Below are 21,014 nucleotides of genomic sequence, written 5' to 3'. Positions count from 1 at the left end.
CTCATGTCAGACCCCCGAATCAGCCGTAGGGGACTGCTCGCGGGGGGCGCCGTCACCGCGGCCGGCGCCCTCGCCGCCTGCGCTCCCGACCAGGCCGTTCCGGCGGCCGCCCCCCGGCCCGCTCGGGCCGTCCCCGTCCCCGTCTCCGGCGGTTCCGCGGTGGAACCCTTCGACGGGGCCCACCAGGCGGGCATCGCGACCATGCCACAGGCGTACGGGGTGTTCGTCGGCCTTGACCTGTTGCCGGGCACCGACCGCGAGGCGCTGGGGCGGATGATGCGGCTGCTCACCGACGACGCCAGGCGGCTGACCCAGGGCAGGCCCGCCCTGGCCGACACCGAGCCCGAACTGGCCCTGCTGCCCGCCAGGCTGACCGTGACCTTCGGATTCGGCCCCGGTCTCTTCGCGGCGGCGGGACTGGCCGACCGCAGGCCGAAGACCGTGGCGCCGCTGCCCGCCTTCACCATCGACAGACTCAGGAAGGAGTGGAGCGGCGGGGACCTGCTGCTGCAGATCTGCGCCGACGACGCCCTCACCCTCGCCCACGCCCTGCGCATGGTCGTCAAGGACGCCCGTTCCTTCGCCAGGGTGCGCTGGATTCAGCGGGGCTTCCGGCGTGCCGCCGGCACCCACGCCGCGGAGCAGACCCAGCGCAACGTCATGGGCCAGCTCGACGGGACCGTCAACCTCTCACCCGGCACCCCCGAGTTCGACCGGGCCGTGTGGGTGCGCGAGGGACCGTCCTGGCTGCGCGGCGGCACCACGCTGGTGCTGCGGCGCATCCGGGCGGAGATGGAGACCTGGGACGCCGTCGACCGGGTCGCCAAGGAGTTCACCGTGGGCCGCCGCCTGGACAACGGCGCCCCGCTCACCGGGCGCGACGAGCACGACGAGGCCGACTTCACCAAGCTCAACGCGATCGGCTTCCCGGTCATCTCCGAGCAGGCTCACATCCGCCGGGCCCACGTCGCCGATCCGGGAATGCGGATCCTGCGCCGGGTCTACAACTACGACGAGGGGCTCACCCCGGACGGGCGCGCCGACTCCGGGCTGCTGTTCGCCTCCTACCAGGCCGACATCGCCCGGCAGTTCATCCCCGTCCAGCGCAGGCTGGACGAGGCCGATCTGCTCAACGAGTGGACGACCCCGATCGGCTCGGCGGTCTTCGCCATCCCGCCGGGCTGCTCCCCAGGCGGCTGGATCGGAGACACCCTCCTCACCTGAGGGGACCCCGCCCCTGCCGGCCTTACGGATGACCTTCCCGCGGAAAGGACGATCGTTCGGAGAGCAGGCCGGTGAGGGGCGTCCGGTGCCCGGTGGCCAGGGCGGAGGCGAAGGCCGCGGGCCCGAGCCGGTCGAGCAGTGCCGCTCGCAGGGCGGGGACGAGGTCCTCGCCCCGCGCGGGATCGAGGCGTTCGGCGGCGCCGAGCAGGACCGCGGCGCGGACGAGGTGACCGGTCGCGTGCTCGGATCCGGCGAGCAGGAGCAGGTCGCTCAGCAAGCGGCGCGGGTCACCAAGGCCGACGGCGAGCCCGGCGCCCTCGGCGAGGAGGTGCCGTGCCCGCTCGTGGTCACCGCGGAGGGCCGCGGCCCGGCCGAGCCCGAACAGGCAGCGGGCCGTGCAGCGAAGATCGCCGATACGGCGGACCTCGGCGAGTACGCCGCCGAACCGGGTCGCGGCCATCGCGTGGTCCCCCCGGTGCTGGTCGAAGCAGGCCAGAAAGACCTCGGCGTGCAGCCGCTCGTGGTCGTTGCCGACGGCGTCGGCCAGCCGCCTCGCCTCGTCCAGCCAGCCCGCCACGTCATCGAGCCGGATCCGGCCCTCGACCGCGCGGATGGCCATCTGGTTGAGGCAGTTGGCGCGTTTGACATGGTCGTGGAGCCGGCCGAACAGCTCGGCGGCGTGGGCCAGCCGGGTCAGGGAGGTCGAGGTGTCCGGGGTGGCCGTGCCCAGGCCGGACAGCGCCAGGGCGCGGTGCCAGTCGTCGCCCAGCCGCTCGAAACGCGACGCCGCCTGCTCCAGGTGCTCGATCGCGGACGCGCGGTGCTCGCCGTACATCATCGCCCAGCCGAGGGCGAGAAGGGCGAGAGCCCGGTCCTCCTCGGTGCCGTGCTCGGCGCGCTCACGCGCCTGCTCGGCGAAGGCCCGCGCCCGCCCGGTGTCCTGGTAGGCCAGCAGGAAGGAGCAGGTGACCGCGGCCCGGATGTCCAGGACGCCCCCCGGCGGGGGCCGTTCGAGCAGCCTGTCCAGCCAGCCGAACAGTTCGCCGCGCGCGCCGAGGACCTCCCACCCCGTACCGACTCCGGCGAGGAACTCCCAGGCGGGTGCCGTCTCCCGCTGTTCGAGGGCCCAGCGCATCCCGGCCCGCACGTCCGCCCAGCGGCGGTCGAACCAGCGCAGCGCGGCGGCCTGATCCCGCCCTCGCAGGTCGGGCAGGGCGGCCACGCCGTGGCGTAGATGGTGCAGGGCGTGCTGCTCACGTGCCGTGCCGGTGGCGCCACGCGCCAGCAGTCGCCGGTGCGCGAACTGGCGGACGCTGTCGAGCAGGCGGTATTCGGTGGTCTGGTCCCGGCGGCGGCGGGAGAGCAGGGACCGGTCGAGCAGGCGCGGGAAGAGCCGGACGAGGTCGGCGGAGTCCAGCGGCGGATAGGCGAGAATCCGCGTCGCGGTGTCGTAGTCGAACTCGCCGGGAAACACCGAACATCGTTCGAACAGCAGCCGTTCGTCGTCGCCCAGCAGCTCGTAACTCCACCTCAGGGCCTCCTCCAGGGTGCGGTGCCGGCTCGGGACGCCGTGCGGCCCACCGGTCAGCAGCGCGAACCGGTTGTCCAGGCGCTCCAGCAGCTCGGCCGGTGAGAAGACCCGGATTCGCGCCGCCGCGAGCTCGATGGCCAGCGGCAGCCCGTCCAGCCGGCGGCAGATCATCGCGACGTGCCTGGCATTGCCGGAGGTGACCTCGAAACCGGGAGAGACCGCGGCCGCGCGGTCGGCGAACAGCAGTCCGGAGGCCGCACCCAGCACGGCCGCCGGATCGTCGAGTTCCCCGGGAAGCGGCAGGGGCGGAATCTCGTAGACGACCTCTCCCGCCACCCCCAGCGGTCCGTGGCTGGTGGCCAGCACGCGCAGCCGGTCCGTGGTGGTCAACAGGTCGGCGAGGAGTGCCGCCGCGGTGGCGGACACGTGTTCGCAGTTGTCCACCACGAGCCAGTGCCCGCCCTCGGCGAGCGCACCGCGTATCAGGGCGCGCAGCCGCCGCCCGTCCCCGGTGACGCCGAGGGCGTCCGCGAACGCCCGCTCCACGGGGTCGCCGAGGATGTCGGCGAAGGCCCGCTCCCCAGGATCGGCGGGGGGTACGGACGCGAGGTCGACCAGGACGGCGGGCGGCAGGGTGGTCGCCGAGTGGGCCAGGTGCAGCGCCAGCCGGGTCTTGCCGGTGCCGGCGGGACCGGTCAACGTCAGCAGCCGGTGGGTGCCGGCCAGCCGCAGGAGGTCCTCGGTCTCCTGGATCCGTCCCACGAACGACGACAGCGGTCTGGGCAGCCTGCCACCGGGGTCCCGGCGGGCCCGTAGCCGTGCCGCCGCGTCGATCAGGGCCAGGCGGTTAGACCCGCCGAGCTTGCGCAGCAGGGACGACACGTGGCTCTCCACCGTCCGTTCCGACACCCGCAGGCCGGCGGCGATCTCCCGATTGGGCAGGCGATCCCCCACCAGCCAGAAGACCTCGAGTTCCCGCCGGGTCACTCCGGCCGCCCGCAGTGGATCGGGGAAGGTGTCGGATCTCATGAGGCGAGTATCCTCGCCGGCCGCCCGGACGGTCCCCGGCGAATCCGCCACGAGCCGTCTCCGCGCCGCCCTCGGTACGGAGCACGGACGCTTTTTCCGTACCGGGCACGGATGCGCGGCGCGCGGGCCCGCTGTCGAATGAGGGAACGCTCGAAGAAAGGCGGAGACGACGATGAGCACTTCCAGCCGGCACCTGGTGGCGAACGCCAGAGACCGGATCCGCAACATGTCGGTGGCGGAGGTCGCCGAGGCACTCGAAACCGGTGCGGTGACGCTGGTCGATCTCCGGGAGCCCGACGAGGTCCAGCGCGAGGGCGCCATCCCGGACGCGGTTCAGGCACCTCGCGGGATGCTGGAGTTCTGGGCGGACCCGGCCGGCCCGTACCACCGGGCCGAGTTCGACCCCCTGGTGCGGACCATCCTCTACTGCGCCTCAGGCGGCCGGTCCGCGCTCGCCGCGCAGACCCTGCAGGAACTCGGGTACACCGACGTGTCGCATCTCGACGGTGGCCTGGCGGCGTGGAAGGACCAGGGCCGCCCGGTGACCTTCCAGACACCGCCCTCGCCGCCCGGCGACCGGGAGGACCCGTGACCGGTCCCAGGTGAACGCGGGGCCGACGTCCCTTCGCGTGTCGTCGCACACTCACACCGGCCCTCGAACATGACCGGACGATGCCCTCCCCGTGAAGCGGGACGTCGGCCGGGTCTCCGCGACATCTCCGGGAGGGAGGGGCATCATGGGAGACCCCGCCGGAAACGACGCGGAGCCCGCAGGGCCCCCGACATCCTCACCGGAGGGATCGAGATGAGACTCGCGGACGCTCGTGTGCTGATCACCGGTGCGTCGTCCGGCATAGGGGCCGCGACCGCGCGGGCGATGGCCGCCACGGGGGCCCGCCTCGTCCTGTCGGGGCGCGACCGGGACAGGCTCGCGGCCGTCGCCTCGGAGACCGGCGGCCGGGCGCTCGTCGGCGACCTCACGACGGACCTCGCGGACCTCGCCGAGCGCGCGGGACCGGTCGACGTGCTGGTCGGCAACGCCGGGTGCGGGTGGGCAGGGCCGTTCCCGGCGATGCCGGACGGTACCGTCGAGCGCCTGGTCGCGGGGAACCTGACCGCTCCCATCCTGCTGACCCGCCTCCTGCTGCCCGCGATGATCGAGCGCGGCCGAGGACACCTCGTCTTCGTGGCCTCGATCGCCGGGGCGATCGGGGTGCGGGACGAGGCGGTGTACGCCGCCACCAAGGCGGGCCTCCTCGGCTTCGCCGAGAGCCTGCGGTACGAGTCGCGCGGGATCGGCGTGTCCGTCGTGCTGCCCGGCGTGGTGGAGACCCCGTTCTTCGAGCGGCGCGGCGCCCCCTACACGCGGCGATGGCCCGTGCCGATCCCCGCGGAACGGGTCGCCCAGGCGATCGTGTCCGCCGTCGAGGACGGCAGGCCCGAGTCGTACGTGCCGGGCTGGCTGCGGCTGCCGGCCATGCTGAAGGGCGCGGCGCCCGGCCCCTTCCGCGCCCTCGCCGGGATGTTCGGCGGGCAGCCGGAGCTCAGCCGCCGCGCAGAGCCCGGATCGACTCCCTGACCGAGGTGAGCGTGGCGAAGACGGCGGTCGGCTCGTATCCGCAGTGGGCCATGCAGTTGGCGCACCGGTCGTCGCGCCCCCGGCCGTAGGCGTCCCAGTCGGTCTCGGTGACCAGCTCCCGATAGGTGGCCGCGTAGCCGTCGGACATGAGGTAGCAGGGGCGCTGCCAGCCGAAGAGCGAGTACGAGGGGATGGCCCACGCCGTGCACGGGAAGTCGATCCTCCCTTCGAGGAAGTCGAGGAAGAGCGGGGTGTGGTTGAACCTCCACCGCCGCCGGTTCCCGCCGGCGAACGCCTTGCGGAACAGCTCCCGGGTCTCCCGCACGCCGAGGAAGTGCTCCTGGTCGGGCGCCTTCTCGTACGCGTACCCGGGAGAGATCATCATCTCGTCGACGCGAAGATCGTCGTTGAGGTAGTTGAGCACGTCGACGACCGTCTGAGGGCTGTCGGTGTTGAAGAACGTCGTGTTCGTGGTGACCCGGAAACCACGGCGCCGGCATTCCCGGACCGCGGCGACGGCCTCGTCGAACACGCCCTCCTTGCACACCGACTCGTCGTGGCGCTCGCGCATGCCGTCCAGGTGGATCGTCCACGCGAAGTATCGCGAGGGCTCGAACTGGTCGATCTTCTTGGGGATCAGCAGCGCGTTGGTGCACAGGAACACGTACTTCCTCCTGGCGACCAGTTCCCGGACCAGCTCCCCTATCTGCGGGTGCATGAGCGGTTCCCCGCCCGCGATCGAGACCATGGGTGCGCCGCACTCCTCGATGGCGGCCAGGGCCTGCTCGACCGGCATGCGCTGTTTCAGCACGTCGGCGGGGTGCTGGATCTTTCCGCAGCCCGCACAGTGCAGGTTGCAGGCGAACAGAGGCTCAAGTTCCACCAGAAGGGGGAACTTCGCCCGCCCGCGCAGCTTCTGGCGAAGGATGTAGCCGCCGATGCGAAGACTCTGGCGGATCGGTGTCGGCATCTGGGTTGCATCTCCTCGGGTAATGGAACGGGACGGACTCCTCGGGGAGAGAGGGGGAGATCGCGGCGGCCCAGCGGGCCAGGACCGGGCCGAGCCGGCGCAGCACGCGGTACGCCACGGCGCCGCCGCGTATCGTGGCCGGGCGCAACAGCGCGGCACCGGCGATGTCGGCGACGACGCGCAGCGCGGCGAACGGCAGGCCGGGCACCGCGCCCGCCAGCGGCCCGGTCTCCATGTCGACGGCCGCGGCCCCCTCGGCGGCGAGCCTGCGGCGTTCGGCCCCCGTCACGATGTGATCGGAGGTGACCAGCGGTCCGGTCCGCGCGGACAGGCCGGCCCGGGCCAGCTCCTCGGCCAGCGGCCACGCCGAGGGACAGGGCACCGCCCGGCCCGCGAAGCGGATCTCGCTCGCCACCAGCACGTCTCCCGGGCGCAGGCCCTCGTCGAGCGCCCCGCAGAAACCGGTCACCGCCAGCGCGCCCGCCGGCGGGAGCCGCGCCGCCGCGCTCGCGGCGCGGCGCGGGCCCATTCCGGTCCGGATCACCCGCACCTCCTCGGCCGGCAGGCCGCTCCGTACGGCCCGCGCCTCGACGGCCAGGGCGGTGCAGATCAGCAGGCCGGTCACCCGGCGTCCACGGTGACCGCCTCGTCCCTCAGCGCGGGCCTGGGACGCGAGGGCACCTCTTGGGAGCGCACGTAACGGCCCAGCGCGCTGATCGGGAAGACGAGCCGGTAGAGGTGGTAGTTGATGTAGAAGGCGCCGGGAAAGCCGGTCCCGGTGAAGTACGGCTCGTCCCAGCCGCCGTCCGGGCGCTGGTGGCCGACCAGCCACTCCACGCCGCGCTCCACCGCCGGTGACCGCTCCCCGGCGGCGAGCAGCGCCATCAGGGCCCATGCCGTCTGCGAGGGAGTGGAGTGGCCGCGCCCGATCCAGCGGGGATCGGTGTAGGAGCGCAGGTCCTCCCCCCAGCCGCCGTCGTCGTTCTGGTGCCTCTCCAGCCAGGCGACGGCACGCCTTATGCACGGCTTGCCGGGCCGTACGCCGGCCGCGATGAGCGCGGGGAGCACGGCGCCGGTGCCGTAGACGTGGTTGGCCCCCCAGCGGCCGAACCACGACCCGTCCGCCTCCTGTGCCTTCAGCAGCCAGACGACGGCGCGTCGCAGGACGGGGGAGTCCGGCCGCTCCTGCGCCAGCGCCTCGACGACGTGGGCGGTGACGTCGGCGGACGGCGGGTCGATGACCGCGCCGAAATCGCAGAACGGCAGCTTCTTGCACATCTCGCGGGTGTTGTCGGCGTCGAAGGCCCCGAAACCGCCGTCGCGGGACGCCATGCCCGTGATCCAGCGCACCCCGCGGTCGACGGCCGGCCTGGCGTCCGGGTGACGCACCCGGCGCAGGGCGAGAATCGCCTCCGCCGTGTCGTCGATGTCCGGGTAGCCGTCGTTGTCGAACTCGAAGGCCCAGCCGCCGGGTGCCAGCGAAGGGCGCCGTACGGACCAGTCGCCCCGGCTCCGGATCTCCTCGGTGAGCACCCAGCCGGAGGAGGCGAGGAGGGCGGGATGGTCGGCGGGCAGGCCCGCGTCGAGAAGGCCGTTGATCGCGAGCACCGTGTCCCACACGGGGGACTGGCAGGCCTCCAGCCTGCGTCCCTTCTCGTCCCGGATGGTGAACCTGTCGAATCCCTCGATGCCCTTCCGCATCACCGGATGGTCGAGAGGGTAGCCGTGCAGGCTCAGCGCGATCAGCGAGTACACCCACGGCGGCTGGATGCCGCCCCAGGACCCGTCCGCCTCCTGCCTGGCCACGATCCACCCGGCGGCCCGCCTCAGCGCGGCCCGCCGCAGGCCGGGGACGGGATGTCGCTGGTAGCGGTGCAGGACGCGGTCGAGCGCGGTGAACGGCCCGTGGGGGTGCGGCGGCACGGGGCGTCCGGTACGCAGTTCGGCCAGGTCGAACGGGAGCGGCCGGACCGGGCGGTGCGCGCTCACGATGGTGAGCGGGACGATCGTCTGCCTGGCCCAGCAGGCCCAGTCGTAGACGTTGAGCGGGAACCAGCGCGGCAGGAACATCATCTCGGGGGGCAGCACCGGGAGGTCCTCCCATCGCCACTGCCCGAACAGCGCCAGCCAGATCCGGGTGAACACCCGGCTGGCCTCGATCCCACCGGATTCCCGTACGAACCGGGCCGCGGCTCGCAGGTGAGGGGCGTCGGTCCGGTCACCGGCGAGCCGTAGCGCGGCGTACGCCTCGATCGTGGTGGACAGGTCGCCGGGACCGCCGTGGAAGTTGGCCCAGGTCCCGTCGTCGCGCTGCTCGGAGCGGATCCAACGGGCCGCCTGGGCGGTGTCCTGCTCGGTGCGGATACCGAGGAACTCCCTGAGCAGCAGGTCCTCGGCGTCCATGGTCACGTTCGTCTGCAGTTCGCCCTTCCACCACCCCTCGGGCGACTGGAGGCCGAGCAGGTGGTCGCATGCCGCGTCGAGGGTGAGTTCGGCGGAAGTGGAAGCGGCGACGGCGGTCATGTCAGTGGCCCCTGGATGTGAGGAAGCGGACGATGTCCAGGAATTCGGCGCGGACGTCCGGGGGCATGTCCGCGCCGGCGAGATGGTGTTCGGCGGCGTCGAGCCGGTGCTTGGCCTCGGTCTCGGCCCATGCCCGGCCGCCGGCCTCCTCGACGAGCCGGGCGGCGTCGCGCAGGTCGGATTCGGACAGCGGCAGGGGATCGGCCAGCAGGCGGGCGAGCCGCTCACCGGCCGGTGTGTCGCTGGTGAGCGCGGCGACGATCGGCAGCGACTTCTTGCGGGCGCGCAGGTCGGAAAGGACCGGTTTGCCGGTCGTCTCGGGGCTGCCCCAGATGCCCAGCAGGTCGTCGACGAGCTGGAAGGCCAGGCCGGCCTCGGTTCCGAAGGCCGTCAGGGCGGCGACCAGCGGAGCGGGGCCGTTCACCACGGTCGCACCGATCGAGCAGGCACAGGCCAGCAGGGAGCCGGTCTTCTGCGTGGACATCCGCCGGCACTCCGCCAGGCTCACCTCCGCGAGCTGTTCGAACTCCAGGTCGAGCGCCTGGCCGGCGATCAGCTCCCGGGTGGCGACGGCCAGGTGCCGGGCGGCCCGCAGGCCGGGGAGGCCGCCCTCCTCAAGCAGCAGCTCCCCCGCGAGCGAGAGCAGGGCGTCGCCGGCGAGGATGGCCGCGGAACAGCCGAAGACGGTCCACGCCGCCGGCCGGTGCCGCCGCATCCGGTCGCCGTCCATGATGTCGTCGTGCAGCAGCGAGAACGCGTGCACGAGTTCCACCGCGGCGGCGACCGGCAGGCCCTGCTCCTGGCCTCCCCCCGCGGCTCTCGCCGACAGGATGGCCAGCGCCGGGCGTAGCGCCTTGCCGCCGGAGGCGGCGGGCAGGCCCGCCGGATCGGCCCAGCCGAGGTGGTAGGCGGCGACGCGCGAGGTCAGTGGGTCGAGCCTGGCCACGGCGTCCCGGAGTACGGGCTCCACGAGCCCGCGGGCGGCCGCGACCGAGGGCGGGATGACCGCCGTCACCGGGGACGTTCCCTCTTCAGATGACGCCTGACCAGGCAGGTCGCGTTGAGTCCGCTACGCACGGCAGCCTCCATCGTGTCGGGCCAGCCCGTGTCGGTCCACGCGCCGGCGAGAAACAGTCCGGGCCACCGGGTGGCGGCCTCGGGGCGGAGCGCGCCACTGCCTGGGCACTGGCGGAAGGTGGCGCGACGTTCCCTCGTGACGAAGAAATCGATGATCCGTGCCTGCCGCGCTCCTGGGAAGATCTGCTCAAGCGCGGGTACGAACGTGGCGCGCACCCGCGCGGTGGGTGTGTCGATCCACTGGTCCGCCGCGGAGACCGAGACCGCGAGGTACTGGCCTTCGCGCAGCCCCGCGGCGCCGGTCTTGTCGAACACCCACTGCACGGGCGAGTCCACGACCGCCGCGAACGGCACCCGGGTGACCCGCCGGTCGTAGACGACGTGCACGTTGACGATCGGGCTCGCGTCCAGGCCGCGCCAGCGCTCCCTGCCGGGAGCGGCCTGTTCGGGGACCAGGGCCGCGGCCTGCTCGTGCGCCGTGGCGACGATGACGGCGGACGCCTCGACCCGGCCGCCGTCCACGACCACGGAGTCCCGCTCGATGGCGGTGACCTTCGCCGACAGGTGTACGGCACCGCCGCGCCGTTCGATGGCGGTCCGTGCCGCGTCGCCGTGCAGCTCGCCGAGGGGCACGGTGGGAACGCCGATGTCGGCGGCTCCCGCCCGGCCGAGCAGCGCGGTCTTGAAGACCATCGCCGCGGGCCCCAGGGCCGCGCCCTCGACCCCGACGTTCAGGGCCGCCATCGCGAACAGCTCCCAGAGGGCGTGCCGCGCGCGCTCGCGCTGCCCGTGGGCGGTCAGCCAGCTCCCGAGATCGGTCAGGTCCAGCGCGGGGTCGGCCGGGTCGAGCCGGCGAAGGGCGAGTGAGACCCGCATCGCGCGCAGCCGGTCGGCGGGCTTGAGCAGCCGGTATCCGGCCAGCGCCGGCAGCAGGTGGAACGGGCCGGGCAGCACCCCGCGTCGGAGGCGCCCGCACCGCCCCGCGGGGGTGAGCACCCGTACGTCGAACCGGTCCTGCAGGCGTACGCGTCCGGCGACGCCGAGCCGGTCGAGCAGGCCGCGATAGGCCGTGCAGCAGCGGAGGAACACGTGCTGGCCGTTGTCGACGCTCAGCCCGTTCCTGACGAAGGAGTGGGTGGCGCCGCCCAGCCTCGGCCGGGCCTCGTACAGGGTCACGCGGTGACCGGCCTCCCCGAGCGCGACGGCGGCGGCGATGCCCGCCAGCCCGCCGCCGACGATCGCGACCGGAGCGCCGCTCATCGGGCGGCCCCCGCCAGGGCGCGCGCCGCCACCATCGCCTTCTGCCACGGAGGCAGTGACAGCCGCGAGGCCAGTGCCGCGGCGGGATCCGCGGCGATGCGGCCGAGCAGGCACCGGTAGATGCCGGCCATCGCCGCGGTGCACGCCGCGCTGCGCACGTCGAGTGCGGTCAGCAGGCGCATGCCGTCGTCGAACCAGTCGCGCGCCCGGTCGGCCTCGAACCGCATCAGCGCGGCGAGCCGGTCGGGAGGGTCGGTGAACCTGCCGGAGGAGTCGATGTTCAGGGTGCAGCCGAATCGCCTGAGGTCCTCGGCGGGGAGGTAGGTCCGCCCGGCCAGCCGGTCCTCGCGCACGTCCCGCAGGATGTTCGTGATCTGCAGGGCCACTCCCAACGCGTCCGCCAGGTGCGCCACCCCCGCCGCGTCCCCGCCGCCCCCGCCGTCCCCGCCGTCTTCGGTGCCCGCGGTGCCGAAGACGCCGAGGGAGAGCCGCCCGATCGACCCGGCGACGCATCGGCAGTAGGAGAGCAGTTCGTCGAAGTGTTCGTAGGTCTCCCCGAGTACGTCCGCGGCGCACCCGTCGATCAGCTCCTCGAACGCCGACAGCGGCAGCGGGTAGCGGAGGACGGTGTCGTGCAGCGCGACCAGCACCGGGTCCTCGGGGTCGGGCCGTGCCGTGCCGAGTGCGGCGCGCGCGGCGGCCAGGTCGGTCAGGCGCTGCCCGTCGGGGCCGTTTCCGTCGGCGATGTCGTCGATCCGGCGGGCGAACGCGTAGACCGCGCTGAGCGCGCGGCGCTTGGGAGTCGGCAGCAGCCGGAGACCGTAGGAGAAGTTCCGGGCCTTCCCACGGACGATCTGTTCGCAGTGCCGGTAGGCGTCAACGGTGTCCACGGTCGTACCCCCTGCTCGTGAGGATCCGCAGCCAGGCCGTCAGGAAGCGCGCGCCGCGCGGGCGTACCGCGCGTCCGAGAACGTCGTGGTCGGCCCGGGACAGTGCCGCGGTGGTGGCCCGGCCGCCCGCGATGTAGCCCGCGATGGCGAGGCGGGCGAACCCCGTCGCCGATCGGGCGAGCCGGTCCCCCTCGTCGAGCAGCCGGTCGGCCCGCCGAGCCTGGAGCGCGACGACATCGCGCAGCCGCGCCGAGGCGGTGGCCGCGGCGAGATCGTCCTCGTCGCAGCCGAACCGGCGCAGATCCTCGCCCGGCAGGTAGACGCGGCCTCGGGCGTAGTCCTCCCCGACGTCCTGGCAGTGCTCGATGATCTGCAGCGCCGTGCACACGCGGTCGGACAGGGCCAGGCGGGAGGGGGTGACCATGTCGAACACGTGCAGCACGATGTGCCCGACGGGGTTGGCGGACAGCTCGCAGTAGGAGAGCAGGTCGTCGAAGGTGTCGTACCGGCTGACCGTCTGGTCGCGCCGGTTGGCCTCGATCAACCGGTGAAAGGGCTCGGCCGGGACGGAGCAGGTCTCGACGGTGCCCGCGAGCGCGCGGATGACCGGCAGGCGGGGAGGCCGGCCGGCGTACAGGCGGGCGAGGTCGTCGTCGACGGTGTCGAGCAGCCGGAGCGGATCCCCGGCCTGCGGCTCGTCCCCGATGTCGTCGACGGTCCGTGCGAAGCCGTACACCGCGAGGAGGTGGCGGCGGTGGGTACGCGGCAGTACACATGAGGCGACCGGGAAGTTCTCCCGGCGCGCTTTGAGCATGACGTTCCGCGTATCGGCTCCCCTCCAATTCATAAATTGAGGTTGTCCCCGGCGGGCTGTTATAAACGCGGATGAACGATCTGCTGGTTTTTATCGGTGAGAGCTGGGAAAATATTTAGTATCGCGTTATATCTCTGTCTTTGGAGAAATGATGATTCTTTTGCCGGGGGGTGGGTTGGATCGGGCCCGGGTAAAAGCCGTCACAAAAAGTGGTGCGGCTTTTGCGGTGTGCTTTTTCGAGGAGCTGTGATCTCACGAACGCCATGAAGGGCCGCGCGGTCGCCGGAGACGCCGTGGTCCCGGAGCGGTCCGATCCGCAGACCCGTGGAGCGGCAGCGGTTCACCAGTTCGGGCAGGGCGCCGAGTCCCGACCGCCAGGAGCCGGGGGCCGAGGTGTGGTCGGAGTCGTGCAGCAGGAGTGTCGCCCCGCCCCGCAGGCCGGATGCCAGGGTGGCCAGCACCGAGGCCGGGCTCGCCGAGCGTGTCCAGTCCCTGCCCCACGCGGTCCACAGGACGGGACGCAGTCCCCGCAGACGGGCGGCGAGCAGTGTCTCGGCGCTGAGGACGCCGTAGGGCGGCCGGTACCAGGTGGGGTCGACGCCGGTGACGGCGGCGACCAGATCGGCCGCCCGGTGCGTCTCGGCCGCCATCCGGCCGGGACGGGTCGCCAGGGCGTTCTCGTGCGACCAGCCGTGCACCGCGATCTCGTGGCCCTCCGCGACGATGCGGCGGCCCAGCGCGGGGTGACGTTCGAGCATCTCGCCGAGGACGAAGAAGGTGGCCAGGCACCCGAGCCGTTCCAGCTCCGCGAGGAAACGCGGGGTGGATCGCGGGTCGGGCCCGTCGTCGAAGGTCAGTGCGACATGGTCGGCGAGGCCCACCCCGGCGAGGCCGGGCAGCAGCCGGCGCACGGAGGGCAGCCAGGTCGCCGCGGGCCCCGCGTGCAGAATGGCCAGACCGGTGAGGGTCAACGCGGCACGGTTCACCGTGTCAAGTCTGTGTCACGGGAGCCGTGATGCCAACGCGACGCACTGTGCTGATCGTCAGTGCCGGTATGGGAGCCGGGCACGACGCGGTCGCGGTGGAGCTGGCCAGGCGGCTCGCCGCCGAGGGCGTCGAAGCGGAGATCGTCGATGTCCTGAGGCTGCTGCCGTTCCGGCTGGGAGTGGCGCTGCGCGGTTGGTACGGCTGGATGATGCGCTCCGCGCCCTGGCTGTACGCGCTGATCTACCGGGTCTTCTTCGTGTCGGACCGGGCGCCGCCGACCTCGCCGCTGACGGTGATGGCCGCGGCACGGCTGCGCGGGCTCATCCGCCGCCGGATGCCGGCCGAGGTCGTCTCGACCTTCCACCTGGCCGCGCAGGCGGTCGGTCACCTGAGGCTACGCGGCCGCCTGCCGGTCCCCAGCACCGTCCTGCTGACCGACTTCGCGGCGCATCGGCTCTGGTTGCACCCGGGCAACGACCGGTACCTGTGCTCGGATCAGGCGACCGCTCGCGCCGTTCACGCCGCGACCGGCCGCCCGGCGTTCTGTCACGCTCCCCTGGTACGCCCGGAGTTCCGGCGGTCAGGGGGCGACGTGACGCCGGTGCGTTCCCGGATCGGTGCCCGCGCCGGGGAGCGGCTGGTCCTCGTCTCGGCCGGCGCGTGGGGGGTGGGCGGAGTCGAGGAGACGGCCCGCGTTCTGGCGCGCTCGGGGCGGTACCTGCCCGTCGTCCTCTGCGGGCACAACCGCGGGCTGCGCCACCTGCTGCGGCACACCGGTGTCGCCCTCGGCTGGTGCGACGACATGCCGGACCTGATGGCCGCCGCGTACGCGCTGGTGGACAACGCGGCGGGCCTGACCTGCCGGGAGGCGATGGCCGCCGGGGTGCCGGTCATCTCCTACCGGCCGATTCCCGGCCACGGCAGGGACGGCGCGCTGGCCATGGCGCGGGCCGGGCTGAGCGTGTACGCGGGTGACGCCGGGGAACTGCTCGCCGCGCTGGACCGCCTCGGATGCGGGGCGGAACGGACGCGGCGGATCGCCAGAGGGGCAGCCCTGTTCGACGCCGTGCCCGCGGAGTCCTGCCTCATCTCCGCGAGGCCCTTACCCGACGAGCGGCGACCGGCTCAGCCGGACACTGCCGTAGAAGATCAACGCTACCCCGATGAGTTCCGGGACGACCCACCAGCCGAGCCGGATGTCCTCACCGAACAGCGCGACGCCGTACGCGATGCTGATCGCGGGGTCGGCGATGTTGAGCGTCGGCTGCACGACCACCAGGGACGCGCTGCTCAGCGCGCTCTGCAGGACGAAGACGCTGAACAGGCCGGCCGCGATCATGGCGTACAGCGACCAGCTGGTCAGCACGCCGAGGCTCTCCGCGGCGAAGGTCTCGGTGTTCTCCTTGATCAGTGCGGCGGTGAAGGCGAATCCCAGCGCGGACGTGATCCCGAGCAGGGCACCCCGGTGCGGGCCGGTGCGGGTCTTCGCCACCGCGATCAGAGCGGCGGCGGCGCCGACCGTGACGACCAGGGTGATCACCCAGACGTCCATGGTCGGGGACCGGGTTCCGTCCTGCCCGGGGTCGGCGGAGACGAGGAAGAGCGCCAGCCCGACGGTCAGGATGCCGATGGCCAGCCAGGAGCTCCGGTCCAGGTGGACGTGCAGGATGAGCGAGACGAGGATCATCGTGAAGGGCAGCTCGGTGACGAGAATGGGCTGCACGAGGGCGAGGGCGCCGAAGTTCAGCGCTGCCGCCTGCAGCAGGAAGCCCCCGATGAGCGCGGCCATGCCGCCCAGCCATGAGGGTTGCCGGATCAGGTAGCCGATCAGCGCCAGTTTGAACACCCGGCTCTGCGGTGCGGTTCGCGCCGCCTGCCGCTGCAGTACCGACGAGAGGGCGTTGCAGGCGGCGGTGAGCACGGCCAGGATCGCCGCGATCATCGGCGCACGGCTTTCCGGCTCCCGATGGTGTGCCGTCCGGCAATGGGGATCATCGAGCGCGTCACCTTTTCCGCGATGTCATGGTGCCTCGGCGCCGTTCCGGCGACAGGGACGTGGGCGGGCTATGGCGTGTCGACCGGCAGGACGCATCCCGTGACGACGGCGTGTCCGCGGGACATGAATCCCTCCTCGACCTCGGTTTTCAGGGCCTGAGGGGAAGAACGCCCCCTGTCACGGGCTGATCACGTGATGCGGGCGATGTCACCTTAATTCAGCGGCGGAGGACCGGGCGGGAAATACCGTGCGCCACGCGGGCGGCGGTCCGCCACGAAGAATTCTCCGGGGCTCTGGCGGGATAATGGTGTTGAGGTTTCTACGGTATTTAGATGATATTTGTGGATTTGCGGGATGGTGGGGGTCGCCTTCCTGGAAAGCCGATGGCCCGGGTCCGCCGGAAAGCGGTTGTCGGACCCGCTCCCTACACTCGCGGCATGGATCTGAGGCGGCTCACGGACGAGGTCGAAGCGGTGTCGAGCACCTATGCCCGCAGGAACGGGATCACCCGGGACGACACCTGGTTCCTGCTGAAGCTCCAGGAGGAGGTGGGCGAGCTGACGCAGGCGTTCCTGATGCGTTCCGGCCAGGCCAGGGACAAGGGGCACTCCGCCGACGAACTGGAGCTGGGCTTCCGGTCCGAGCTCGCGGACGTTCTGGCACAGCTCCTGGTCATGGCACGGCATCACGGGGTCGACCTGGAGGCGGAGGTCGAGCGGAAGTGGATGCCCTGGCACCCCGACCGGCTTCCCGACGAGGGGGTCAGGAGTCGCGGAGCAGTTTGATCAGCAAGACGATGATCAGAGTGGCGACGGCCACGGCGGCGAAGAGAACGCCGAAGGCGACGACACCGATCACTATGAGCTCCCATGTTTCGGGGAGAAAAGGGGTGCTTCCCGCGTAGGTCGGCACGGCGGCTCCTGGTCGGCCGGGGGGCTGTTGTCACCGGGCGAAAAACCGGTCCGGTATGAGAAGGGTCTCAGCTTCGGGCCCGGTTCGGCGGCCGGCCTGCCGCCTGTGCTGTCGGTCGAAATCGGTGCGGGTGGCACACCGGCCGCCGGTCATGTGGCCGGCCGTCGGCACGCGGAGGTCCTTCGGGTGTCCGCCGGAGACGTAACCCGCACGTCCCGAGTGTCCCGCCACCCGTGACGGAGATGGGCCGCCCCTGCGGCGTGAGCTACCTGTCAGCATAAGTCCGTTTCTTCTAAAGAAACAGAGTTTCAATGGAAGAGACAAGTCGTCATGCTGTACCTGTCGACGTGCCCACCCCCCCCGTGGAGACTCAATGTTCTCAGTGCTCTTCCTCGTCGTAGCGTTGGCCCAGCTTCTCCTGCTGACCGGGTTCCTACGACAACTGTCCGCGCGACGCCGGCCGGCCGACCTGATCCCGGCGGGCCTGACGGTGGTGCTCGCCTACGAGAACCTGGTGATCGGCATAGGCGGCTGGGTCGGCGAGGGCGCGCTGCTGAGCGGGCTGAACCTGCCGAGGTTCTTCGGGCACGCCCTGCTCACCCCGATGCTGCTGCTGTGGGGACTGGCGTTGCTCCGCCGCTTCTCCACGGGCTGGGCGATGCGGAGGGGCACCGTCGTCACGGTCTGCGCGACGGTGCTGTTGCTGATCGTCTACGACGCGTCCTTTGACGTCTTCGGGGTCGTCCTGGAACCCGAGCGGTGGGCGGACACCCTGCGCTACGTCAACGTCGGGGCGCCGGACGGCCCCCCGCTGGCGGCGATCCTGACCGGTCTCGGACTGCTGGTCGCCGGCGGTCAGATGCTGGTCGAGACGCGGTCCAACCGGCTGCTGATCGCCGCCATGGTGATGGCGAGCGTGGCCGGGCTCGCCGGTTACCTGCCCATCCTGGGCAACGTCGGCGAGCTGGTGCTGATGGCGGGTGTTCTCTCGGCGATGCGGCAGGAACGCTCCACGACCCGCATGTCCATGGGCGACGTGTCGCGCTGGGCACGCCGGATGGGCTGGATCACCTGGCCGCTCTTCGTGATCGGAGGCGTCATCACGTACGTGCCGATGTTCGGTGAGCTGGATCCGGCCTCCGGCCTGCCGGTGAGCCCCGAGCAGTACACCCTCGGCAGCACCACGCAGGGAATCTGGCTGGTCCTGCTGACGGTGCACGCGCACTTCAGCATCCTGGTCTACGGCCTGGGCCGCCGAGGCGGCGCGTTGCGCAGGTTCCACGTCTGGTTCGGCCACGCCAACCTGTTCCTGACCTTCGGCGGCCAGATGTTCTTCATCTTCCCGCAGACCGCGTCCATCGGGTCGGCGGCGACCCAGCTGGTGCTCGTCACCATCTCCGTCCATGTGCTGCTGGGTGCCTACTTCGCCCTCCGGCGGAGCCGTCCGCGCAAGGGGCGCGTGCTCGCGTCGGCCGCCTAGGGGGGCGGTACCGCGAGACCTCCGGCCGGTCGCGTGCGGCCGCCCCCAGGCCGCGCCGCAGCGCGGGCCGGTGACCTGGACCGACGGCCTGGTCCTCAGGCCGGACTCCATGCACGTCACCGCGGGGGCGGACGACCGATCCCACCCGCGACGAGATCGCGGGTGGCCCGGCCCGCTCGGCTTCTCGTACGCTCCGCGCATGGTTCGGAGCAACGCGGAAAGCGTGGACGGTTACCTCAGCGAGGTCCCCGACGAGCACAGGGAGGCCCTGACCGGCCTGCGTGAGCTGTGCCGTACGGAACTGAAGGGTTTCGTGGAGGTCATGGCGTACGGGATGCCCGCCTACCAGCGGGACGGCAATGTTGAGATCGCCTTCGCGAGCCAGCGGCGGCACATCTCCCTCTACCTCATGCGCGACGACATCCGCACGGCCTTCGAGGAGCGTCTGGCCGGGCAGGACATGGGCAAGGGCTGCCTGCGCTTCCGCGGGCCGGAGAGAATCGACCTCGATCTCGTACGGGAGCTGCTGGCGGCCACCTCGGCCGGGCCGGGTGAGAGCCGCTGATCCTCACGCGGTGAGTTCCTTCGCGGCGGCACGGATCTCGTCCAGCAGGACCACGAGATCGTCCTCGGTGGTGGCCGGGTGGAGGACGCAGGCGCGCAGTGCCGCCGTACCGGAAAGCCGGGTGCCGGTCAGGAAGGCGCGTCCGCGGCGTTGGACGGCGGCCGGGAGGGCCTGGTTCAGAGCCTCGACCTCGCCGGGGGCCATCGCCGCGGGCCGGTGGCGGAAGGCGGTGATCGAGGTGGCGACCGGGGCGAGCAGGTCGAAGTCGCCGGAGGCCTCCACCATGGCCGCGAGCGTGCGCGCGAGCCGGGTGGTGCGCCGGACCAGCCGGGCGATCCCGTCGCGCCCGAGGTGCGCGATCGTGGCCCACACCCGCAACGCGCGAAAGGAGCGGGTCTGCTCGGGGCCGTACTCGGAGAACCAGCCCAGCTCGTCGGCGTCGTCGTCGCGCAGGTAGGGCGGCACGAGACTGAAGGTGTCGCGCGGCCCGGCCGGGTCGCGGAAGAGGACGCAGCCACAGTCGACGGGGACACCGAGCCACTTGTGCGGGTCAAGGGCGAGGGAGTCCGCCAGCCCCAGTCCCGCATAGCCGGAGTCGGCCTCTTCGGCGAGGACGCCGAGGGCGCCGTAGGCGCCGTCGACGTGGAACCACAGGTCATGCTCGCGCGCGACCTCGGCGATGTCCGCCAGCGGGTCGACGGCACCGGTGTTCACCGTTCCCGCGCTGGCCGTGACGAAGAACGGCCGTACTCCCGCGTCCACGTCCGCGGCGATCAGACGGCGCAGCGCGTCGGTGTCCATCCGGAAGGCCCCGTCGACCGGGACGGTGCGGAGGTACCGGCTGCCCAGGCCGAGAAGTTCGGCCGCCTTGCGCAGGCAGCTGTGCGCCTCGGCCGACAGGTACATCGCCAGCGGGCGATGCCGGTAGAGGCCACTCTCGCGGACGTCCCACCCCTCGCGGCGGCCTGCCCGCTGCCGGGCCGTGGCCAGCGCGACAATGGTGGCCATGGAGGCGCCACTGGTCAGCAGCCCGGCGCCCGGAGGGTGTGGGTAACCCACCAGCTCCGCCAGCCACCGTACGGCGGTGCGCTCCAGCAGGACGCCCGCGTGATCGCCTCCGGCGCAGCTCGGGTTCAGGGCGGCGGCCAGGGGGGCGACCAGGACGCCGGCGGGCGACGGCGGGGAATTGACCCAGCCGAAGAACCGCGGGTGCCCGTTGCCCATCGGGTAGGGCAACACGTGGTCGCGTATGTCGTGGAGCAGGCTCTCCAGGGGGCGGCCCGTAGCGGGAAGGGGCCGGTGGGAGAGCCATGAACGGTCCGCGTCGGGCACCGGTCGCCACACGGGTCCGCCGGGTACCGCGGCCAGGTGGTCGGCGACCAGGTCGGCGGCCGACCGACCGGCTCGGCGGAGGTCATCCACCGTTTCCGCCGGCCTGCCGGCCCAGCTCCATGGCCAGGTAGTACACGCACACGTCATCCGCTCCGTTGGCGAAGGCGTGCCGGCGATCGCCGGGAAAGTAGGCGGAGTCCCCGGCGTTCAGGAGGTAGGGCGTGTCGTCGACGGTCAGGCGGAGACAGCCGGATTCCACGGCCACGTACTCGCGCGAGCCCGGCGGGTGCGGCGAGAACTCCCCGGCGTCGACATCCGGTTCCAGGGTGGTGCGCATCAGTTCGAACTCCACACCCGGCAGCACGGGGGAGAGGATACGCCGCTCCCAGCCGGAGGGGTCGCGCACCAGCCGCTGCCGGTCATGCGGCAGGATCACCACCTCGGCACCGGAGGGTTCGTCCAGCAGCCGGGCGATCGAGGTGCCCAGAGCGGTCGCCAAACGGTCCAGGACCAGCACCGTCGGTGTCTTCGCGCCCCGCTCCACCGCGGACACCATGCTCCGGCTCACCCCGCTCAGCTCGGCCAGCCGCTCCAGGGCCAGGCCGCGTGCCCGGCGCTCGGCGCGGAGTCTGACTCCCAGCTCGGCCATCGACAGGCCGCTGGACAGGACGGTGCCATTACTCATGTTTCCACTATAGCGACATATATCCTCTCTATAGAGGAATGGTCTCTGTCGCCCGCCAGGGGCGCAGGGGTGAGGAGAGGGCCGTGCGAACCGGGCCGGCGTCAGGTCGCCCATCGGCGCGGAGCCGTCGCCGGCCGGTCGGTCGGCGCGTGGCCCGGCT

At 72.1% G+C, this 21,014-nt stretch carries 20 protein-coding genes and 1 pseudogene; 7 read left to right on the top strand and 14 right to left on the bottom strand.

Annotation, left to right across the window (positions count from 1 at the left end; translation table 11 throughout):
- Positions 1-3 precede the first annotated feature (3 nt).
- A complete protein-coding gene (locus ACFQVD_RS27585; RefSeq protein ID WP_343964778.1) occupies positions 4-1,224 on the top strand; it encodes a Dyp-type peroxidase in 1,221 nt (406 codons plus the stop codon).
- A gap of 22 nt (positions 1,225-1,246) precedes the next feature.
- On the opposite strand, the gene ACFQVD_RS27580 is transcribed toward ACFQVD_RS27585, so the two are convergent.
- Positions 1,247-3,784, bottom strand: a complete 2,538-nt coding sequence (locus ACFQVD_RS27580) for an ATP-binding protein (RefSeq protein ID WP_343964776.1) — start codon at positions 3,782-3,784, stop codon at positions 1,247-1,249.
- A gap of 172 nt (positions 3,785-3,956) precedes the next feature.
- Here ACFQVD_RS27580 and ACFQVD_RS27575 point away from each other — a divergent pair, with 172 nt between their 5' ends.
- Entirely contained in the window at positions 3,957-4,376 is a 420-nt protein-coding gene (locus ACFQVD_RS27575) for a rhodanese-like domain-containing protein (RefSeq protein WP_343964774.1), read from the top strand.
- 213 nt (positions 4,377-4,589) lie between these two features.
- Positions 4,590-5,363, top strand: coding sequence for an SDR family NAD(P)-dependent oxidoreductase (locus ACFQVD_RS27570; protein WP_343964772.1), 774 nt, complete (start codon positions 4,590-4,592; stop codon positions 5,361-5,363).
- Here ACFQVD_RS27570 and hpnH read toward each other — a convergent pair.
- From hpnH to ACFQVD_RS27530, 8 genes are all read right to left on the bottom strand, one after another.
- On the bottom strand, positions 5,329-6,333 hold the full coding sequence (hpnH, locus tag ACFQVD_RS27565; protein ID WP_343964770.1) for an adenosyl-hopene transferase HpnH: 1,005 nt from the start codon (positions 6,331-6,333) through the stop codon (positions 5,329-5,331). The two genes, ACFQVD_RS27570 and hpnH, sit on opposite strands and share 35 nt — an antisense overlap.
- Positions 6,236-6,958 carry a phosphorylase family protein gene (locus tag ACFQVD_RS27560; RefSeq protein WP_386272412.1) on the bottom strand — a complete coding sequence of 241 codons (723 nt, stop codon included), beginning with the start codon at positions 6,956-6,958 and terminating at the stop codon, positions 6,236-6,238. The genes hpnH and ACFQVD_RS27560 overlap by 98 nt, the downstream gene beginning before the upstream one ends.
- Entirely contained in the window at positions 6,955-8,856 is a 1,902-nt protein-coding gene (shc, locus tag ACFQVD_RS27555; RefSeq protein WP_343970165.1) for a squalene--hopene cyclase, read from the bottom strand. Before shc ends, ACFQVD_RS27560 begins: the two co-directional genes overlap by 4 nt.
- Before the next feature lies 1 nt (position 8,857).
- Entirely contained in the window at positions 8,858-9,871 is a 1,014-nt protein-coding gene (locus tag ACFQVD_RS27550; protein WP_343970162.1) for a polyprenyl synthetase family protein, read from the bottom strand.
- Positions 9,868-11,193 (bottom strand): hydroxysqualene dehydroxylase HpnE, encoded by a 1,326-nt coding sequence (gene hpnE / locus ACFQVD_RS27545; RefSeq protein WP_343970158.1) that lies wholly within the window; start codon positions 11,191-11,193, stop codon positions 9,868-9,870. Before hpnE ends, ACFQVD_RS27550 begins: the two co-directional genes overlap by 4 nt.
- Positions 11,190-12,083 (bottom strand): squalene/phytoene synthase family protein, encoded by an 894-nt coding sequence (locus ACFQVD_RS27540; protein ID WP_343970155.1) that lies wholly within the window; start codon positions 12,081-12,083, stop codon positions 11,190-11,192. The genes hpnE and ACFQVD_RS27540 overlap by 4 nt, the downstream gene beginning before the upstream one ends.
- Positions 12,070-12,897, bottom strand: coding sequence for a squalene synthase HpnC (gene hpnC, locus ACFQVD_RS27535; protein WP_343970152.1), 828 nt, complete (start codon positions 12,895-12,897; stop codon positions 12,070-12,072). The genes ACFQVD_RS27540 and hpnC overlap by 14 nt, the downstream gene beginning before the upstream one ends.
- Before the next feature lie 200 nt (positions 12,898-13,097).
- Positions 13,098-13,883, bottom strand: coding sequence for a polysaccharide deacetylase family protein (locus tag ACFQVD_RS27530; protein ID WP_343970150.1), 786 nt, complete (start codon positions 13,881-13,883; stop codon positions 13,098-13,100).
- A 29-nt stretch (positions 13,884-13,912) separates the two neighbouring features.
- Here ACFQVD_RS27530 and ACFQVD_RS27525 point away from each other — a divergent pair.
- Positions 13,913-14,389: pseudogene (locus ACFQVD_RS27525) on the top strand (MGDG synthase family glycosyltransferase); the annotation flags it as partial.
- 41 nt (positions 14,390-14,430) lie between these two features.
- Here the strand turns inward: ACFQVD_RS27525 and ACFQVD_RS27520 are convergent.
- Both ACFQVD_RS27520 and ACFQVD_RS27515 read right to left on the bottom strand, forming a co-directional pair.
- Positions 14,431-14,778, bottom strand: coding sequence for a hypothetical protein (locus tag ACFQVD_RS27520; protein ID WP_343970147.1), 348 nt, complete (start codon positions 14,776-14,778; stop codon positions 14,431-14,433).
- Positions 14,779-14,986: 208 nt separating this feature from the next.
- Entirely contained in the window at positions 14,987-15,826 is an 840-nt protein-coding gene (locus ACFQVD_RS27515; RefSeq protein WP_343970144.1) for a DMT family transporter, read from the bottom strand.
- A 491-nt stretch (positions 15,827-16,317) separates the two neighbouring features.
- Between ACFQVD_RS27515 and ACFQVD_RS27510 the strand changes: the two genes are divergently transcribed.
- A complete protein-coding gene (locus ACFQVD_RS27510) occupies positions 16,318-16,665 on the top strand; it encodes a pyrophosphatase (RefSeq protein ID WP_343970141.1) in 348 nt (115 codons plus the stop codon).
- On the opposite strand, the gene ACFQVD_RS27505 is transcribed toward ACFQVD_RS27510, so the two are convergent.
- Entirely contained in the window at positions 16,643-16,792 is a 150-nt protein-coding gene (locus ACFQVD_RS27505; RefSeq protein ID WP_343970138.1) for a hypothetical protein, read from the bottom strand. The genes ACFQVD_RS27510 and ACFQVD_RS27505 overlap by 23 nt on opposite strands.
- 373 nt (positions 16,793-17,165) lie before the next feature.
- On the opposite strand from ACFQVD_RS27505, the gene ACFQVD_RS27500 reads away from it, so the two are divergent.
- Positions 17,166-18,272: a hypothetical protein gene (locus ACFQVD_RS27500; RefSeq protein ID WP_343970135.1), complete on the top strand. Its 1,107-nt coding sequence runs from the start codon at positions 17,166-17,168 to the stop codon at positions 18,270-18,272.
- A gap of 199 nt (positions 18,273-18,471) precedes the next feature.
- On the top strand, positions 18,472-18,837 hold the full coding sequence (locus ACFQVD_RS27495; protein ID WP_343970133.1) for an iron chaperone: 366 nt from the start codon (positions 18,472-18,474) through the stop codon (positions 18,835-18,837).
- Positions 18,838-18,840: 3 nt separating this feature from the next.
- Here the strand turns inward: ACFQVD_RS27495 and ACFQVD_RS27490 are convergent, their stop codons facing one another.
- Both ACFQVD_RS27490 and ACFQVD_RS27485 read right to left on the bottom strand, forming a co-directional pair.
- Positions 18,841-20,259 carry a pyridoxal phosphate-dependent decarboxylase family protein gene (locus ACFQVD_RS27490; RefSeq protein WP_343970131.1) on the bottom strand — a complete coding sequence of 473 codons (1,419 nt, stop codon included), beginning with the start codon at positions 20,257-20,259 and terminating at the stop codon, positions 18,841-18,843.
- Complete coding sequence (locus tag ACFQVD_RS27485; protein WP_343970128.1) at positions 20,252-20,854, bottom strand: helix-turn-helix domain-containing protein; 603 nt, start codon at positions 20,852-20,854, stop codon at positions 20,252-20,254. The genes ACFQVD_RS27490 and ACFQVD_RS27485 overlap by 8 nt, the downstream gene beginning before the upstream one ends.
- Positions 20,855-21,014 lie beyond the last annotated feature (160 nt).

The organism is Streptosporangium amethystogenes subsp. fukuiense (assembly GCF_042665875.1).
Lineage (GTDB): Bacteria > Actinomycetota > Actinomycetes > Streptosporangiales > Streptosporangiaceae > Streptosporangium > Streptosporangium fukuiense.
This window is presented reverse-complemented; position numbering and strand designations above follow the sequence as displayed.

What these genes read in the sequence shown, in the direction of transcription:
- ACFQVD_RS27585 (WP_343964778.1), top strand. Translation starts at nt 4, where the DNA reads ATGTCAGACCCCCGAATCAGCCGTAGGGGACTGCTCGCGGGGGGCGCC.
- ACFQVD_RS27580 (WP_343964776.1), bottom strand. Translation starts at nt 3,784, where the DNA reads ATGAGATCCGACACCTTCCCCGATCCACTGCGGGCGGCCGGAGTGACC.
- ACFQVD_RS27575 (WP_343964774.1), top strand. Translation starts at nt 3,957, where the DNA reads ATGAGCACTTCCAGCCGGCACCTGGTGGCGAACGCCAGAGACCGGATC.
- ACFQVD_RS27570 (WP_343964772.1), top strand. Translation starts at nt 4,590, where the DNA reads ATGAGACTCGCGGACGCTCGTGTGCTGATCACCGGTGCGTCGTCCGGC.
- hpnH (WP_343964770.1), bottom strand. Translation starts at nt 6,333, where the DNA reads ATGCCGACACCGATCCGCCAGAGTCTTCGCATCGGCGGCTACATCCTT.
- shc (WP_343970165.1), bottom strand. Translation starts at nt 8,856, where the DNA reads ATGACCGCCGTCGCCGCTTCCACTTCCGCCGAACTCACCCTCGACGCG.
- hpnE (WP_343970158.1), bottom strand. Translation starts at nt 11,193, where the DNA reads ATGAGCGGCGCTCCGGTCGCGATCGTCGGCGGCGGGCTGGCGGGCATC.
- hpnC (WP_343970152.1), bottom strand. Translation starts at nt 12,897, where the DNA reads ATGCTCAAAGCGCGCCGGGAGAACTTCCCGGTCGCCTCATGTGTACTG.
- ACFQVD_RS27520 (WP_343970147.1), bottom strand. Translation starts at nt 14,778, where the DNA reads ATGACCGGCACCCCGGCGGCCATCGCCTCCCGGCAGGTCAGGCCCGCC.
- ACFQVD_RS27515 (WP_343970144.1), bottom strand. Translation starts at nt 15,826, where the DNA reads ATGATCGCGGCGATCCTGGCCGTGCTCACCGCCGCCTGCAACGCCCTC.
- ACFQVD_RS27510 (WP_343970141.1), top strand. Translation starts at nt 16,318, where the DNA reads ATGGATCTGAGGCGGCTCACGGACGAGGTCGAAGCGGTGTCGAGCACC.
- ACFQVD_RS27500 (WP_343970135.1), top strand. Translation starts at nt 17,166, where the DNA reads ATGTTCTCAGTGCTCTTCCTCGTCGTAGCGTTGGCCCAGCTTCTCCTG.
- ACFQVD_RS27495 (WP_343970133.1), top strand. Translation starts at nt 18,472, where the DNA reads ATGGTTCGGAGCAACGCGGAAAGCGTGGACGGTTACCTCAGCGAGGTC.
- ACFQVD_RS27485 (WP_343970128.1), bottom strand. Translation starts at nt 20,854, where the DNA reads ATGAGTAATGGCACCGTCCTGTCCAGCGGCCTGTCGATGGCCGAGCTG.